This window comes from Streptomyces sp. NPDC020597 (assembly GCF_044335095.1).
Taxonomy (GTDB): Bacteria; Actinomycetota; Actinomycetes; order Streptomycetales; family Streptomycetaceae; genus Streptomyces.
This window is the reverse complement of the sequence record NZ_JBIRUL010000004.1, coordinates 435,286-451,954: the sequence shown is the minus strand read 5'-3', so window position 1 is coordinate 451,954 and position 16,669 is coordinate 435,286. Positions and strand designations below refer to the sequence as shown.

Sequence of the window (16,669 nt, the reverse complement as noted above, 5' to 3'; positions counted from 1 at the left end):
ATGTCTACGCACCCCGCCCCCGGCGCCTCCTCTCCGGGCACTCCCGCCGCCGACGGCTTCGGCGGCCTCGCCTCCCGTCTGGCCGAGCTGTCCCTGCGCGACGCGCACCGCCTCGGGCGCAGGCTCGACGGCGCGCGCCGGATCCGCAAGCCGGAGGCCCGTGCCGCCGTCCTCGCCGAGATCGCGGCGGAGGTCGCGCGCTTCGAGGAGCGGGCGGCCCTGCGGCGCGGCCACGTGCCGGCCGTGTCCTACCCCGAACAGCTTCCGGTCAGCCAGAAGAAGGACGAGATCGCGGCCGCCATCCGTGATCACCAGGTGGTCATCGTCGCCGGTGAGACCGGCTCCGGCAAGACCACCCAGATCCCCAAAATCTGTCTCGAGCTCGGGCGCGGCGTCCGCGGCATGATCGGGCACACCCAGCCCCGACGTATCGCCGCCCGCACCGTGGCCGAGCGTGTCGCGGAGGAGCTGCGGACCCCGCTCGGCGAGGCCGTCGGCTGGAAGGTGCGGTTCACCGACCAGGTGAACCCGGACGCCACCTTCGTGAAGCTGATGACGGACGGCATCCTGCTCGCGGAGATCCAGACCGACCGCGAGCTGCGCGCCTACGACACGATCATCATCGACGAGGCCCACGAGCGGTCCCTCAACATCGACTTCCTGCTGGGCTACCTCGCCCAGCTGCTGCCGCGGCGGCCGGACCTCAAGGTCGTCATCACCTCCGCGACGATCGACCCGGAGCGCTTCTCGCGCCACTTCGGCGACGCCCCGATCGTGGAGGTCAGCGGGCGGACGTATCCGGTGGAGGTCCGCTACCGGCCGCTCCTCGAAGAGGACTCCGAGGACGCCGACCGCGACCAGATCACCGCCATCTGCGACGCGGTCGAGGAGCTCCAGGCCGAGGGGAAGGGCGACATCCTCGTCTTCCTCTCCGGCGAGCGGGAGATCCGCGACACGGCGGACGCGCTGGAGAAGAAGAAGTTCAGGTTCACCGAGGTCCTGCCGCTCTACGCCCGGCTCTCGCACGCCGAGCAGCACCGGGTCTTCCAGCAGCACACGGGCCGCAGGATCGTCCTGGCGACGAACGTGGCCGAGACGTCCCTGACCGTCCCCGGCATCAAGTACGTCATCGACCCCGGCTTCGCCCGGATCAGCCGCTACAGCCACCGCACCAAGGTCCAGCGGCTGCCCATCGAGCCGATCTCGCAGGCCAGCGCCAACCAGCGCAAGGGCCGCTGCGGCCGCACCAGCGACGGCATCTGCATCCGGCTCTACGACGAGGACGACTTCCTCGCCCGGCCCGAGTTCACGGACGCGGAGATCCTGCGCACCAACCTGGCGAGCGTCATCCTGCAGATGACCGCGGCCGGCCTCGGCGACATCGAGAAGTTCCCGTTCATCGACCCGCCGGACCACCGCAACATCCGCGACGGCGTCCAGCTGCTCCAGGAGCTGAACGCACTGGACCCGGCCGAGAAGGACCCCCGCAAGCGGCTCACCCAGACCGGCCGCAAACTGGCCCAGCTGCCGGTCGACCCGCGTCTGGCCCGCATGGTCCTCGAGGCCGACCGGAACGGCTGTGCGCGCGAGGTCATGGTGATAGCCGCCGCGCTGTCGATCCAGGACCCGCGCGAGCGGCCGGCCGACAAGCAGACGCAGGCCGACCAGCAGCACGCCCGCTTCCGGGACGAGACGAGCGACTTCCTCGCCTACCTCAACCTGTGGCGGTACGTCCGCGAGCAGCAGAAGGAGCGGGGCTCGTCCTCCTTCCGGCGCATGTGCAAGCAGGAGTACCTGAACTTCCTGCGCATCCGTGAGTGGCAGGACATCTACACGCAGCTGCGCACGGTCGCCAAGCAGATGGGCATCCACCTGAACGAGGAGGACGCGCCCGAGCAGAGCGTCCACGTCTCCCTCCTCGCCGGGCTGCTGTCGCACATCGGCATGAAGGACGTGAAGACCACCGGCGGGGAGGGCGGGAGAAACACCGCCAAGAACGAGTACCTGGGCGCGCGGAGCGCCAAGTTCGCGATCTTCCCGGGTTCGGCGCTGTTCAAGAAGCAGCCCCGGTTCGTGATGTCCGCCGAGCTGGTGGAGACGAGCCGGCTGTGGGCCCGCGTCAACGCCAGGATCGAGCCGGAGTGGGTCGAGCCGCTCGCCGGGCACCTCCTGAAGCGCACGTACAGCGAGCCGCGCTGGGAGAAGGACCAGGCGGCCGTGATGGCCGACGAGAAGGTCACGCTGTACGGCGTCCCGATCATCGCCCAGCGCAAGGTCAACTACGGCCGGATCGACCCGGAGACCTCCCGCGACCTGTTCATCCGCAACGCGCTGGTCGAGGGCGACTGGCGCACGCACCACAAGTTCTTCTCGGACAACCGCCGGCTCCTCAGCGAGGTCGAGGAGCTGGAGCACCGCGCGCGGCGCCGGGACATCGTGGTCGACGACGAGACGCTGTTCGACTTCTACGACCAGCGGGTGCCGGAACACGTCGTGTCGGGGGCGCACTTCGACTCTTGGTGGAAGCACGAGCGGCACCAGCAGCCCGACCTTCTCGACTTCGAGCGGGAGATGCTCATCCGGGAGTCGGCGGAGGCGGTCACCAAGGCCGACTACCCGGACTCCTGGCGGCAGGGCCCCCTGAAGTTCCGCGTCACGTACCAGTTCGAGCCGGGCGCGGACGCGGACGGCGTGACCGTCCACATCCCCCTCCAGGTCCTCAACCAGGTCACGGACGAGGGCTTCGACTGGCAGATCCCCGGGCTGCGGGAGGAGGTCGTCACGGAGCTGATCCGTTCCCTCCCCAAGCCCGTCCGGCGCAACTACGTGCCTGCGCCGAACTTCGCCAGGCGTTTCCTGGACCAGGCGGTGCCCCTGCAGGAGCCCCTGACGACCGCCATGGCCCGGGAGCTCAGACGGATGGTCGGCGTCCCCTTCGAGGCCGACGACTTCGACTGGTCGCGGCTCCCCGACCATCTGAAGATCACGTTCCGGATCGTCGACGAGCGGCGCCGCAAGCTGGCCGAGGACAAGGACCTGGAGTCGCTGAAGCTCCGGCTGAAGCCGAAGGCCAGGCAGGCCATCTCCCAGGCGGCCGCGGCCACCGCCGAACGGCAGGGCGGCGAGTCCCTGGAGCGCTCGGGCCTGACGGACTGGACGATCGGCAACCTCACCCGCGTCTTCGAGACCCGCCGCGCCGGCCAGCCGGTGAAGGCGTACCCGGCGCTCGTCGACGACGGGCCGACGGCGAACACCGTCTCCGTGCGCCTCTTCGACACGGAGGCGGAACAGGCGGAGGCGATGTGGCAGGGCACCCGCCGGCTGATCCTTCGGAGCATCCCGGTCAACCCTGCAAAGTTCGCATCCGAGAAGTTGACGAACGTTCAAAAGCTGGCGCTGTCCGCGAATCCGCACGGTTCCGTCCAGGCGCTGTTCGACGACTGCGCGATGGCGGCGGCTGACCGGCTCATCGCGGACTTCGGCGGCCCGGTCTGGGACGAGGAGTCGTACCGCAAGCTGTACGAGAAGGTGCGCGCGGAGATCGTCGACACGACCGTGCGGGCGGTCGCCCAGGTGCAGCAGGTCCTCGCGGCCTGGCAGGCCTGCGAGCGGCGCCTCAAGGGCGTGCGCAGCCCCGTGCTGCTCGCGAACCTGACGGACGTGCGCAAGCAGTTGGACGCCCTCGTGAAGCCCGGCTTCGTGACCTGGGCGGGGCTGCGCCGGCTGCCCGACCTCATGCGCTACCTGGTGGCCGCGGACCGCAGGCTGCAGCAGATGCCGACCGGCGTGCAGCGGGACACCGCACGCATGGAGAAGGTCCACGAGATGCAGGACGAGTACGCGTGGCTGCTGGAGCAGCTGCCCGCGGGCCGGCCGGTTCCCCAGCAGGTCCTGGACATCCGCTGGATGATCGAGGAGCTCCGGGTCAGCTATTTCGCCCACGCGCTGGGCACGGCGTACCCGGTCTCCGACAAGCGGATCGTGAAGGCGATCGACGCGGCGGCGCCGTGACAGACCCTGTACGGAGAGTGAGTTCGACCACCGGGCTCACCCTCCTGTACAGTCCTTCTCGCAGCACAGCGCAGCATCAAGTGCCGCAAAAGCAAGGTCCTGTGGAGCAGTTTGGAGTGCTCGCCACCCTGTCAAGGTGGAGGCCGCGGGTTCAAATCCCGTCAGGACCGCAGTGAACGAGAGAGGCCCGCTCCCCGCAAGGGGGCGGGCCTCTCTCGTGTGACGACCCGCACCGGCCGCCGTGCGCCCGCCGCCACCCGCCGGCCGCCGGCCGCTCCGCCGCGCCGCCTCACGCCCGACGACGCCCTTGACGGCGTCACATTCGGCCGGTACCCCAGAACTCAGGGCCCGTTCCCGCGGCGCCCGCATGGAGGTGGGGCATGGCGGCACCGGTCAGGCACGAAACGCGGGCCCTGCTCCGCGCGCATCTGTCGGCCGCGTCGTCCTACCGCCATCTGACCCGCCACTGCCCGATCTGCCACCGCTTGCTGAAACTGGCGATGGACGGCCCGTCCCGGGGCTCCCAGGGCCCCGAGCGGGCCGCCGAGGGCGAGAGCCCCGCTCCCCGTGACACGGACGCGACCGGCGCCGCCGATTCCCGCCCGGCATGACCCCATGACCCGCGGACCGTACCCACAGCCGGGCTCCTGTGGCACAGTGAAGTTCAATCGTCTACTAGCGCACGTGACTCACCGGTAACAAGACCTTTGGTATGTGACGGGTGTCACTGCATGAGTTTTGAAAACCCGGGTTCTTACCGGTCTCATACAACTGGTCAATTTAATATGTGCAATTGCACCACTGCGGAGGATGCCCCCCGGAACCCTCCCAGAGCCTCCCCAGACTCCGACAAGGTCGCCCACAGAGCCACCTGATACCACCCCGGGAGTGAGGCACAGTGCACTCGAGCGCACAAAAAAGATCGCGCCGGACTCGGCGGAGTCCGGCGCGATCGACGACGTTTCCCTAGGGATGAGGGGCCTGTTGGGGCAGGACCCACGTCGCTTGATGCCAGGTTTCGGGCGTGCGCTCAGGTGGGGGAACCTGACGGATTGCCCGATATGCGGTTGTCAGGCCTCGCTGCGCTGCTGCGGGATACCCGCGAGCAGTGCGCGGACCTCAGCCTCGCGATAACGGCGATGCCCGCCGAGCGTGCGGATCGACGTGAGCTTGCCGGCCTTCGCCCACCGCGTGACCGTCTTGGGGTCGACGCGGAACATCGTGGCGACCTCAGCCGGGGTCAGCAGCGGCTCAGCATCAGGGGTGCGAGCGGTCATGAGCGGCCTCCTCGGGAGAACCGATCGTTCTCGGTTCTTTCCTCTAAATTCTGCACCTTGACCCGCGTTGCCCGAAATGGCGGATGCGGGTCGAGTCGGTTATAGGACGAACGGCTTGTCCTCGGCACTACAACTACACCATCCGTCCAGCCGCGTCGGCCAAACCGATGGAATTGCCCCCCAGGTGTTCATCGGCGACGGAAGCCGATGGACCATGCCATAGCGGACAGTCACGCCGCTGTGACGATCAGTCACAGGGTGATCGCGAACCGCCAGACCCCGCAAAGCGTGCAATGCTGAGATTTCCCCCCACGATGGAGCATAAGTAGGCGGACGGAGCCCTCCCCGGACTCCTTGTCCTATTTTGGCACGAGGAGGGGCAACCGGCGCAAGGGCCGTGTACGTGCGGTCCGTCACCCTTGCGACAAAAGCCCGGATCGGGACCTACGCCCCGTCAGTTCCGTGAAGTGCGCCGACCGTACGCTGTTCGACCGCTTCACGGCCGTGACGCAGGTCACGAATGAAAGCGCTGTCATATCTGTCACACCGTCAGTTCACAGCTCGGCCGGGGGCCTGCGCGGTCAGTTCGCCGACCGCCGGTCCCGCACCGACCGCCACCGCTCCACGAGTCGCCCGTAGGCCTCGCCGGCCGCCGCGCCGTCCCCGGTCCGCAGCGCCTCGATGCCCTCGGCCACGTCCCTCGCCGAGTGATCGTCCTCGAGGTCACCGGCCGGCAGCACGTGCACCAGGCCGCCGTAATCCAGTTCCACCAGCGAACGCGGATGGAACTCCTCCAGCCAGCGGCCCACGTCCAACAGGCCCTCGACGAGCGGTCCCTCGTCCGTGGAGTCCTTCAGCGTGCGCAGCGAGCGGGCCACGCGGCGGCGCGCCTGCACCATCGGCGTGCGGTAGCGCAGCACCGGGGCGACCTCCCCGGTCCCCTTCTCGTACGCGCGCTCCTCGTCGGAGACCAGCACGAACCAGTGGAGCGGCACCTGCCAGACCGCCGTGCGGATCCACGGGCGGGCGTCGGGGTTGCTCTCCAGCCAGCGTTCGTGGTCCTGGGCCGCCTGCCGGCGCACCACCTCGGGGAGCGCCGCCTCCAGAACCGGCCGGGGCAGCTCCTCGTCGACCTCCGCCAGCGCCAGCCAGCCGCGCAGCCGGGTGCGCCAGGGGCAGACGCACAGCACGCCGTCCACCTCGGTCACGAACGCGTCGCCGCTCTCGTGCACCGGCGCCGCGACCGGCGGGGTGGGCAGCAGTCCTTCCAGCGAGCGGCGCAGTTCGTCCTGATAGGAGGGCAGCTCGGGGCGGCGTGCGTAGCGGGCCCAGTGGGTGCGCTCCGGCTCGGGGAAAGCGGCCAGCGGCTCGTACACGCGCAGATAGACCGCGTACGGAACGATCACCGAGGACACCTTGGGCACGCCTGCTCCCTCCCCTTTCGGCCGACGGGGAAACCCCTGCGAATCGTCGCACGGCGCCACTCCGGGAGAAGGTGATCCCCCGCACCGCGGGATCGGCGGGCCGTGCAGGCTCTACGCTCAGAGCACGGGCCCCGCCACCCTTACGGTGCCCGTGTCCCGACCGCCGCTAGTTACCCGGGAGTCACCACAGTGACCGACGTATCCGGCGCACCTGCTGATGTACTGCGCACCCTGTTCCACTCGGACCAGGGTGGTCATGAGCAAGTCGTGCTCTGCCAGGACCGTGCGAGCGGCCTCAAGGCCGTCATCGCCCTGCACTCCACCGCTCTGGGCCCCGCCCTCGGCGGCACCCGCTTCTATCCCTACGCGACCGAGGCGGAGGCCGTCGCCGACGCGCTGAACCTCGCGCGCGGGATGTCGTACAAGAACGCCATGGCCGGGCTGGACCACGGCGGCGGCAAGGCCGTGATCATCGGTGATCCCGACACGATCAAGTCCGAGGCGCTGCTGCTCGCGTACGGCCGCTTCGTGGCCTCCCTCGGCGGTCGCTATGTGACCGCCTGCGACGTCGGGACCTACGTCGCCGACATGGACGTCGTGGCGCGCGAGTGCCGCTGGACGACCGGGCGCTCACCGGAGAACGGCGGCGCGGGCGACTCCTCCGTGCTGACGGCCTTCGGCGTCTACCAGGGCATGCGGGCCTCCGCACAGCACCTGTGGGGCGATCCGTCGCTGCGCGACCGCACCGTCGGCATCGCGGGCGTCGGCAAGGTCGGCCACCACCTCGTGCAGCACCTGCGCGAGGAGGGCGCCCGGGTCGTGATCACGGACGTCCGCGAGGACGCGGTGCGCAGGATCCTCGAGCGGCACCCGGAGGGCGTGACGGCCGTCGCGGACACCGACGCGCTGATCCGGGTCGAGGGTCTCGACGTCTACGCCCCCTGCGCGCTCGGCGGGGCGCTCGACGACGACTCCGTGCCGGTGCTGACGGCGAGGATCGTGTGCGGTGCGGCCAACAACCAGCTCGCCCACCCGGGCGTGGAGAAGGACCTCGCCGACCGGGGGATCCTCTACGCGCCGGACTACGTGGTGAACGCCGGCGGGGTCATCCAGGTCGCCGACGAGCTGCACGGCTTCGACTTCGACCGGTGCAGGGCGAAGGCGGCGAAGATCTTCGACACCACGCTCGGAATCTTCGCACGTGCGAAGGAAGACGGGATTCCGCCGGCCGCCGCGGCCGACCGGATCGCCGAGCAGCGGATGCACGAGGCGGCTCGGGCGCGCGGCTGGTGATCTTCCGGCGGGGCCCCAGGGCGTCCCGTCCCAGGGTTTCGGCGGTACCGGCCGGTGGAAAGTTAGAGAGAACTCTCACTCCTCCCGGCGGGTCGCCCGCCGATAAGTGGTTAAAATCGCCACTGACCAGCGAGGACGGGGCGCTCGAAGGGTGCTGCGCACACGCGCGTGGTACGGGCGACGTACCGTACGGGCGTGGGCTCAGGTACCGTGGGAGCCCTACGACGGGCTCTCCATGGAGAGGCCGTTCTGGATCATGAACGCGTGTCAACCTGGGGCCGTCGAGCCCCGTCGTTGAGGGGGTCGAGCCATGGGGCGCGGCCGGGCCAAGGCCAAGCAAGCGAAGGTCGCCCGCCAGCTGAAGTACAACAGCGGCGGGACAGATCTCTCGCGTCTGGCCGAAGAGCTGGGCGCATCGCCATCGAACATTCCGCCGAACGGTCAACCGTTCGAGGATGATGACGATGAGCAAGACGACGACCCGTACGCCCGGTACGCCGAGCTGTACGGGGACGACGACGAGGATGACGGCGAGGACTCCTCGCAACACCGTCGCGGCGCTTGACCTTGTACTGAGCACTCACCCGGTCGGTGGCTTCGGTCACCGACCGGGTCTTGTGCTGCCTGTGCGGTCGCCCGCCCTGCGGCGGTTCTACGCGGTGTAGTCCCCGACCAGCTCCGCGCCGGTCGGGTGCTCGCCGCGCTCGGTGATCTCGCCGGCGATCCAGGCCTCGACGCCGCGGTCGGCCAGCGTCGCGAGCGCGACGTCCGCCGACTCCTCGGGCACGATCGCCATCATGCCGACGCCCATGTTGAGCGTCTTCTCCAGTTCCAGCCGCTCGACCGAACCGGTCCTGCCGACCAGGTCGAAGATCGGGGCCGGGGTCCAGGTGGAACGGTCCACGACGGCGTGCAGCCCGTCGGGGATCACGCGGGCCAGGTTGGCCGCCAGACCGCCTCCGGTGATGTGCGAGAAGGCGTGCACGTCCGTGGTGCGGGTGAGGGCCAGGCAGTCCAGCGAGTAGATCTTGGTGGGCTCCAGGAGCTCCTCGCCGAGCGTGCGGCCGAGCTCGTCGACCCGTGCGTCCAGGGACAGGCCGGCCTGGTTCAGCAGGACGTGCCGGACCAGCGAGTACCCGTTCGAGTGAAGGCCGGAGGCCGCCATGGCGATCACCGCGTCACCCGTGCGGATGCGATCCGGACCGAGCAGCCGGTCCGCCTCCACGACGCCCGTGCCGGCGCCGGCGACGTCGAAGTCGTCCTCGCCGAGGAGGCCCGGGTGCTCGGCCGTCTCGCCGCCGACCAGGGCGCAGCCGGCGAGCACACAGCCCTCGGCGATGCCCTTGACGATGGCCGCGACGCGCTCGGGGTGGACCTTGCCGACGCAGATGTAGTCGGTCATGAACAGCGGCTCGGCGCCGCACACCACGATGTCGTCCATGACCATGGCGACCAGGTCGTGGCCGATGGTGTCGTACACGCCCAGCCGGCGGGCGATGTCGACCTTCGTGCCGACGCCGTCGGTCGCGGAGGCGAGGAGGGGACGCTCGTAGCGCTTGAGGGCGGAGGCGTCGAAGAGGCCGGCGAAGCCGCCGAGGCCGCCGAGGACCTCGGGGCGCTGCGTCTTCTTCACCCACTCCTTCATGAGCTCCACGGCGCGGTCGCCCGCTTCGATGTCGACGCCCGCAGCTGCGTAGCTGGCACCAGTTGTCTCAGACATGACGGTGAGAACTTTCGTGTCGTACGGCAGGTGTGACGGATGTGTCGGACGGGCTACGGACGGCGGATCGCGTCGGCCGCGGCCGTGGCGGCCGGACCGGCGGCCAGCTCCGTCTCCAGGAGCTGCTTGCCGAGCAGCTCGGGATCGGGGAGCTCCATCGGGTATTCGCCGTCGAAGCAGGCGCGGCAGAGGTTCGGCTTGGCGATGGTGGTCGCCTCGATCATGCCTTCGATGGAGATGTACGAGAGCGAGTCGGCGCCCAGGGAGGTGCCGATCTCCTCGATGGTCATGCCGTTGGCGATCAACTCCGCGCGCGTGGCGAAGTCGATGCCGAAGAAGCAGGGCCACTTCACCGGCGGCGAGGAGATGCGGATGTGCACCTCGGCCGCGCCCGCCTCGCGGAGCATGCGGACCAGGGCCCGCTGGGTGTTGCCGCGCACGATCGAGTCGTCGACGACGACCAGGCGCTTGCCCTTGATGACTTCCTTGAGCGGGTTCAGCTTCAGGCGGATGCCCAGCTGGCGGATCGTCTGCGAGGGCTGGATGAACGTCCGGCCGACGTAGGCGTTCTTCACCAGGCCCGCGCCGAAGGGGATGCCCGACGCCTCCGCGTAGCCGATGGCGGCGGGAGTGCCGGACTCCGGTGTCGCTATGACGAGATCGGCCTCGACCGGCGCTTCCTTGGCGAGCTTGCGGCCCATCTCCACACGGGAGAGGTACACGTTCCGCCCGGCGATGTCGGTGTCCGGGCGAGCCAGGTACACGTACTCGAAGACACAGCCCTTGGGCTTCGCTTCCGCGAACCGGGAGGTCCGCAGGCCGTTCTCGTCGATGGCGACGAACTCGCCCGGCTCGATCTCGCGGACGTAGCTCGCACCGCAGATGTCGAGCGCGGCGGACTCGGAGGCGACCACCCAGCCGCGCTCGAGCCGGCCGAGGACCAGCGGGCGGATGCCCTGGGGGTCGCGGCCCGCGTAGAGCGTGTGCTCGTCCATGAAAACGAGCGAGAAGGCGCCCTTGACCTGAGGGAGGACCTGGTGGGCCGCCTCCTCGATGGTCAGCGGCTTGCCCTCCTCGTCGACCTGGGCCGCGAGGAGCGCGGTGAGCAGGTCGGTGTCGTTGGTCGCCGCGACGCGAGGGGTGCGGCCCTCCTGCTTGGGCAGGTCGGCGACCATCTCGGCGAGCTGGGCGGTGTTGACGAGGTTCCCGTTGTGACCGAGCGCGATCGAACCGTGCGCGGTGGCGCGGAACGTCGGCTGGGCGTTCTCCCACACGGAGGCGCCGGTGGTCGAGTAGCGGGCGTGACCGACCGCGATATGACCCTGGAGCGAACCGAGTGAGGTCTCGTCGAAGACCTGGGACACCAGGCCCATGTCCTTGAAGACGAGGATCTGCGAGCCGTTGCTGACCGCGATCCCCGCGGATTCCTGACCTCGATGCTGTAGGGCGTAGAGCCCGAAGTAAGTGAGCTTGGCGACCTCTTCACCGGGAGCCCAGACACCGAAGACGCCGCATGCGTCCTGGGGGCCCTTCTCACCGGGGAGCAGATCATGACTGAGTCGACCGTCACCACGTGGCACGCCACCGAGTGTAGGCGAGATCGACCACTGGTCCGAATTGGGGATACCCGCCGGTAACTGGATCACCGACAGTTCGGGACGTTCATGATCCACGCGTATGCGCAGGTCAGGTGCAGGGTTTGGTGATCCACTCCGGGATCGGGCAGGCCGCGGGAGCGACCGGGCGGGCGGCCGCTGTGCGGGCATGAGTGAGCTGTCGCACACCAATAGGGGCGCTCAGGGGCGCCGGACGCCGGCCGGGTCTCATTTCCCGGTCAGTCGGACGTGGTCGCCGTCGGCCGTGCCGAGGGTCAGCGTGGCGCCGTCGACCTCGGCGGTGAGGGTCCCGTCGGCGAGCGTGCCCGCCAGCGTGCGCTCGAACGCCATGCGCTGCTTCTCGCAGGCCATCCTGGTCGACCGCGCGTCGCTGAACCGGACGCGGTCGCCCTCAACGGCGGCCTTCGCGGTGAAGTGGTTGCAGCCGTAGTCGCCCGTCGCCCTGCCGTCCTCGATCTCGACGTAGGCGCCCGAGGGGGCCTGCTGGAGGGCTCCGCCGACGGTCACGCTCTCGACGCTCCACCGGACGCCGGTGACGGGCTGCTCGACGCGCACCTCCCCGCTGCCGGGCCGCTCGCCGCCCGCGCTCCCTCCGCCGCAGGCCGCGGCGAGCGGGACGAGCAGAACGGCGGCGGTCAACGCCGTGCGGCGCCGGTACGGGTGCGGGTGCCGGTGCGATTCCCCGTGCGGGTGGGGGTGGGGGTGCGGGTCCGTGGGGTCGTGCCTCTGCCTGGACATGTCGGTTCGACGGGGCAGGCCGGGTGGTCGGTTCCGTCGGGCGCTCAGGCCATCAGAGGGAGCAGCGCCGAGAGGTCCGCCCGCTCACCGCTCGCCGCGACCTTCGCCTGCTGGACGGCGTCCTGCCAGGTGACCCGGCCGGCGGCCAGCCGGATCCAGGTCAGCGGGTCGGTCTCGACGACGTTGGGCGGGGTTCCCCGGGTGTGCCGGGGGCCCTCGACGCACTGCACGACGGCGTACGGCGGGATCCGCACCTCGGTCGCACCCCCGGGCGCCCTGTCGGCGAGGGCGTCGGCGAGGAGCCGGGTGGCCGCGGCCAGCGCCTGGCGGTCGTACGGGACGTCCAGACCGGGAACGGCCGCGTTCAGGTCGTCGGTGTGCACGACCAGCTCGACGGTGCGGGTGACGAGGTAGTCCGCCAGGCTCATGGCGCCGGTGCGGGTGGCGAGCAACCGGTCGCCGGGGACGGCGGCCAGGGCGGCGGCGAAACGCTCCTCGGTGCGGGCGAAGAGGACGTCCGGATCGGGGTCGGCCGCGGCGAGCTCGCGGGTGCGCTCGCCGATGTCGGCGGCGCGGGCGGCCGTGGCGAACGGCCACTGCAGGAGCGTGAGATCGGCCTTCGCGGGTTCGTCCCGGTCGATGTTGCGGCTGACGGTCTCCACCGCCATGGTCACGTGCGCGGCCAGCTCCCGCACGGTCCATCCCGGCAGCCGCGTGGGCAGCGCGAGCTGCTCGGGCGTGAGGCCGGCCACGGCCCGTCGCACGTTCCCGAACTGGGCCGTCACCGCGGAACGGGTCCTGGCGGGGTCGTAGGCGCGGGCGCGCTTCCTGGCGGGAGACATGACGGCGAGCCTAGTGGCCGCCTGTGACACCGGGGCCGTCCGCGGCACCGGGGCCGTCCGTCGCCGCGGCACCCGGGCCGCCCGGGCCCGGCGGGAGGGCGCGCCGCCCGGCTGGCGGTCACGGCGAAGGCCCCGCCCGTGGGAACGGGCGGGGCCTTCGCCGGCTGCGGATACCGCGGCGGCTACGCGAGGAGCGCCGGGATGGTGTCCTCGTGGGCCTTGCGCAGTTCCTCCAGCGACAGCTCGAACTCGCCCTGGAGCTCGACCGTGTCGCCGTCCACGACGCCGATGCGCGTGACGGGCAGGCCACGCGCGCCGCACATGTCGTTGAAGCGGACCTCCTCGGACCGCGGGACCGCCACCACGGCACGTCCCGCCGACTCGGAGAACAGGAGGGTGAAGGCGTCGAGCCCGTCCGGGACGACCAGCCGCGCGCCCTTGCCGCCGAGCAGCGCCGACTCGACGACCGCCTGGATCAGACCGCCGTCCGACAGGTCGTGCGCGGAGTCGATCATGCCGTCGCGGGAGGCCGAGATCAGGATCTCGGCGAGCAGCCGCTCCCGCTCCAGGTCGACCTTCGGGGGCAGTCCGCCGAGGTGGTCGTGGACGACCTGGGACCAGGCCGAGCCGCCGAACTCCTCACGCGTGTCGCCGAGGAGGTAGAGCAGCTGGCCCTCCTCCTGGAAGGCGACGGGCGTGCGCCGGGCCACGTCGTCGATGACGCCCAGCACCGCGACCACCGGGGTCGGGTGGATGGCCGCCTCACCGGTCTGGTTGTAGAGCGAGACGTTGCCGCCGGTCACCGGGGTGCCCAGCTGCTGGCAGGCGTCGGCGAGGCCGCGGATGGCCTCCGCGAACTGCCACATCACCGCCGGGTCCTCGGGCGAGCCGAAGTTCAGGCAGTCGGAGACGGCGAGCGGCTTGGCGCCGGTCGTCGCCACGTTGCGGTACGCCTCGGAGAGGGCCAGCTGCGCGCCCGCGTACGGGTCGAGCTTGGCGTACCGGCCGTTGCCGTCGGTCGCGATGGCGACGCCGAGGCCGGTCTCCTCGTCGATGCGGATCATGCCGGAGTCCTCGGGCTGGGCGAGGACGGTGTTGCCCTGCACGAAGTGGTCGTACTGCGAGGTGATCCACTTCTTCGACGCCTGGTTCGGGGAGGACACCAGCTTCAGGACCTGGTCCTTCAGCTCCTCGCCCGTGGTCGGCCTGGGCAGCTTGTTCGCGTCGTCCGCCTGGAGGGCGTCCTGCCAGTCGGGGCGGGCGTAGGGGCGCTCGTAGACCGGACCGTCGTGGGCGACCGTGCGCGGGTCGACGTCGACGATCTTGCCGCCGTGCCAGAAGATCTCGAGACGGTCGCCGTCGGTCACCTCGCCGATGACGGTGGCGATGACGTCCCACTTGTCGCAGATCTCCAGGAAGCGGTCGACCTTCGCCGGCTCGACGACCGCGCACATGCGTTCCTGCGACTCGCTCATGAGGATTTCCTCGGGCGAGAGCGTGGAGTCGCGCAGCGGTACGTCGTCCAGCGTCACGCGCATGCCGCCGGAGCCGTTGGAGGCGAGCTCGGACGTGGCGCAGGACAGCCCGGCCGCGCCGAGGTCCTGGATGCCGACGACCAGCTTCTCCTTGAAGGCCTCCAGGGTGCACTCGATGAGCAGCTTCTCCTGGAAGGGGTCGCCGACCTGCACGGCCGGGCGCTTCGACGGCTTGGCGTCGTCGAAGGTCTCGGAGGCCAGGATCGACGCGCCGCCGATGCCGTCGCCGCCGGTCCGGGCCCCGTAGAGGATGACCTTGTTGCCCGCGCCGGACGCCTTCGCCAGGTGGATGTCCTCGTGCCGCATCACACCGATGGCTCCGGCGTTGACCAGCGGGTTGCCCTGGTAGCAGGCGTCGAAGACGACCTCGCCGCCGATGTTCGGCAGGCCCAGGCAGTTGCCGTAGCCGCCGATGCCGGCGACGACGCCCGGCAGGACGCGCTTGGTGTCGGGGTGGTCGGCGGCGCCGAAGCGCAGCGGGTCCACGACCGCGACCGGCCGCGCGCCCATCGCGATGATGTCGCGCACGATGCCGCCGACGCCCGTGGCCGCGCCCTGGTAGGGCTCGACGTAGGAGGGGTGGTTGTGCGACTCGACCTTGAAGGTGACCGCGTAGCCCTGTCCGACGTCGACGACGCCCGCGTTCTCGCCGATGCCGACGAGGAGGGCGTCCGACTGGGGGGCCTTCTCGCCGAACTGGCGCAGGTGAACCTTGGAGGACTTGTACGAGCAGTGCTCGGACCACATGACGGAGTACATGGCGAGCTCGGCGCCGGTCGGGCGGCGGCCGAGGATCTCCACGACCCGCTCGTACTCGTCCTTCTTGAGGCCGAGTTCGGCCCAGGGCAGCTCGACGTCGGGGGTCTCGGTCGCGTGCTCGACCGTGTCCAGAGGCGTCCGGCTCATGCGTTGACCAGCTTCTTGAGGATCGAGGTGAAGAACGGGAGGCCGTCGGTGCGGCCCGAGCCGATGAGCGGCTCCACGGCGTGCTCCGGGTGCGGCATGAGGCCCACGACGTTGCCGGCCTCGTTGGTGATGCCGGCGATGTCACGGAGGCTGCCGTTGGGGTTGACGTCCAGGTAGCGGAAGGCGACCCGGCCCTCCCCCTCCAGCTCGTCGAGCGTGCGCTCGTCGGCGACGTACCGGCCGTCCATGTTCTTCAGCGGGATGTGGATCTCCTGGCCGGCCGAGTAGTCGGTCGTCCAGGCGGTGTCCGCGTTCTCCACCCGCAGCTTCTGGTCGCGGCAGATGAAGTGGAGGTGGTCGTTGCCGAGCATCGCGCCGGGCAGCAGGTGGGCCTCGGTGAGGATCTGGAAGCCGTTGCAGATGCCGAGGACCGGCAGACCGGCCTTCGCCTGCTCGATGAGGGGCTCCATCACCGGGGAGAAACGGGCGATGGCGCCCGCCCGCAGATAGTCGCCGTACGAGAAACCTCCGCACAGCACCACGGCGTCGACCTGGTGGAGGTTCTTGTCCTTGTGCCACAGGGCGACGGGCTCCGCGCCCGCGAGGCGGATCGCGCGCTGGGTGTCCCGGTCGTCGAGGCTGCCGGGAAAAGTGACGACGCCAATACGAGCGGTCACTTCGCGGCCCCCGCGACGGCTTCTTCCGACTCGACCCGGACGGTGAAGTCCTCGATCACGGTGTTGGCGAGGAAGGATTCCGCAAGATCGTGGATGCGGGCGAGGGCGGCCTCGTCGACCGGCCCGTCAACTTCCAGTTCGAATCGCTTTCCCTGACGTACGTCGGAGATGCCTTCGAAACCCAGCCGCGGCAGTGCGCGCTGCACCGCCTGGCCCTGGGGGTCGAGGATCTCCGGCTTGAGCATGACGTCGACTACGACGCGTGCCACTGGCACTCCCGGTGGTGTGGTGCTGAGCAGGCTCCTGCAGGTGTCTCCAACAGGTCTCTTCAGACTACCCGTACAAAATTTCTACGCGAGTAGAGTTGTAGGAAACTACGTGAGCGCCATCACGATCAGGTATCGGACCAGTGCCTTCGCGGAAATTTCAGGGAAAGATCCGGGGTGCGTCCGCGTTCCCTATTGCCCCGGGACACGCGGGCAGATTTAGTCGGGCTTCACATTGCAATGCCGGGCACTGTACAAATGAATTGTCAATAGCCGATACTTTGCCCCATAACAGGCGAACAGTCGACATCTCCGTGGCGTCCTGGCACGTCATCGCAGAGCTGTCGCACGAAGGGACCGATAT

13 protein-coding genes and 1 tRNA gene are annotated in these 16,669 nt (G+C 69.8%); 5 read left to right on the top strand and 9 right to left on the bottom strand.

Features of this window, described 5'->3' with window-relative positions; all coding sequences use genetic code 11:
- From hrpA to ACH4ZA_RS10680, 3 genes are all read left to right on the top strand, one after another.
- Positions 1-4,011: an ATP-dependent RNA helicase HrpA gene (gene hrpA, locus ACH4ZA_RS10690; RefSeq protein ID WP_398428858.1), complete on the top strand. Its 4,011-nt coding sequence runs from the start codon at positions 1-3 to the stop codon at positions 4,009-4,011.
- A 95-nt stretch (positions 4,012-4,106) separates the two neighbouring features.
- Positions 4,107-4,181 (top strand) — tRNA-Asp (locus ACH4ZA_RS10685).
- A 210-nt stretch (positions 4,182-4,391) separates the two neighbouring features.
- A complete protein-coding gene (locus tag ACH4ZA_RS10680; RefSeq protein WP_319281328.1) occupies positions 4,392-4,622 on the top strand; it encodes a DUF6274 family protein in 231 nt (76 codons plus the stop codon).
- Between the two features lie 459 nt (positions 4,623-5,081).
- On the opposite strand, the gene bldC is transcribed toward ACH4ZA_RS10680, so the two are convergent.
- Both bldC and ACH4ZA_RS10670 read right to left on the bottom strand, forming a co-directional pair.
- Positions 5,082-5,288, bottom strand: coding sequence for a developmental transcriptional regulator BldC (gene bldC, locus ACH4ZA_RS10675; protein ID WP_003949541.1), 207 nt, complete (start codon positions 5,286-5,288; stop codon positions 5,082-5,084).
- A gap of 581 nt (positions 5,289-5,869) precedes the next feature.
- Positions 5,870-6,712 carry a hypothetical protein gene (locus ACH4ZA_RS10670; RefSeq protein WP_319281327.1) on the bottom strand — a complete coding sequence of 281 codons (843 nt, stop codon included), beginning with the start codon at positions 6,710-6,712 and terminating at the stop codon, positions 5,870-5,872.
- A gap of 189 nt (positions 6,713-6,901) precedes the next feature.
- On the opposite strand from ACH4ZA_RS10670, the gene ACH4ZA_RS10665 reads away from it, so the two are divergent.
- Together ACH4ZA_RS10665 and ACH4ZA_RS10660 are read left to right on the top strand one after the other, a co-directional pair.
- Positions 6,902-8,005, top strand: a complete 1,104-nt coding sequence (locus ACH4ZA_RS10665) for a Glu/Leu/Phe/Val dehydrogenase dimerization domain-containing protein (protein WP_319281326.1) — start codon at positions 6,902-6,904, stop codon at positions 8,003-8,005.
- Between the two features lie 310 nt (positions 8,006-8,315).
- Positions 8,316-8,570 (top strand): DUF3073 domain-containing protein, encoded by a 255-nt coding sequence (locus tag ACH4ZA_RS10660; RefSeq protein ID WP_057576334.1) that lies wholly within the window; start codon positions 8,316-8,318, stop codon positions 8,568-8,570.
- A gap of 87 nt (positions 8,571-8,657) precedes the next feature.
- On the opposite strand, the gene purM is transcribed toward ACH4ZA_RS10660, so the two are convergent.
- The 7 genes from purM to purS form a co-directional block, all read right to left on the bottom strand.
- Positions 8,658-9,725, bottom strand: a complete 1,068-nt coding sequence (gene purM / locus ACH4ZA_RS10655) for a phosphoribosylformylglycinamidine cyclo-ligase (RefSeq protein WP_319281325.1) — start codon at positions 9,723-9,725, stop codon at positions 8,658-8,660.
- Between the two features lie 53 nt (positions 9,726-9,778).
- Positions 9,779-11,305: an amidophosphoribosyltransferase gene (purF, locus tag ACH4ZA_RS10650; protein ID WP_319281324.1), complete on the bottom strand. Its 1,527-nt coding sequence runs from the start codon at positions 11,303-11,305 to the stop codon at positions 9,779-9,781.
- A gap of 243 nt (positions 11,306-11,548) precedes the next feature.
- On the bottom strand, positions 11,549-12,079 hold the full coding sequence (locus ACH4ZA_RS10645; RefSeq protein ID WP_398428856.1) for an META domain-containing protein: 531 nt from the start codon (positions 12,077-12,079) through the stop codon (positions 11,549-11,551).
- A 44-nt stretch (positions 12,080-12,123) separates the two neighbouring features.
- Positions 12,124-12,921 carry a sterol carrier family protein gene (locus ACH4ZA_RS10640; protein ID WP_398428855.1) on the bottom strand — a complete coding sequence of 266 codons (798 nt, stop codon included), beginning with the start codon at positions 12,919-12,921 and terminating at the stop codon, positions 12,124-12,126.
- 182 nt (positions 12,922-13,103) lie between these two features.
- A complete protein-coding gene (gene purL, locus ACH4ZA_RS10635; protein WP_319281320.1) occupies positions 13,104-15,362 on the bottom strand; it encodes a phosphoribosylformylglycinamidine synthase subunit PurL in 2,259 nt (752 codons plus the stop codon).
- The gene (gene purQ / locus ACH4ZA_RS10630) at positions 15,359-16,039 is read right to left on the bottom strand and encodes a phosphoribosylformylglycinamidine synthase subunit PurQ (protein WP_319281318.1); all 681 of its coding nucleotides are present in this window, start codon (positions 16,037-16,039) and stop codon (positions 15,359-15,361) included. The genes purL and purQ overlap by 4 nt, the downstream gene beginning before the upstream one ends.
- Positions 16,036-16,308, bottom strand: coding sequence for a phosphoribosylformylglycinamidine synthase subunit PurS (gene purS, locus ACH4ZA_RS10625; RefSeq protein ID WP_057576348.1), 273 nt, complete (start codon positions 16,306-16,308; stop codon positions 16,036-16,038). The genes purQ and purS overlap by 4 nt, the downstream gene beginning before the upstream one ends.
- Positions 16,309-16,669: the final 361 nt, after the last annotated feature.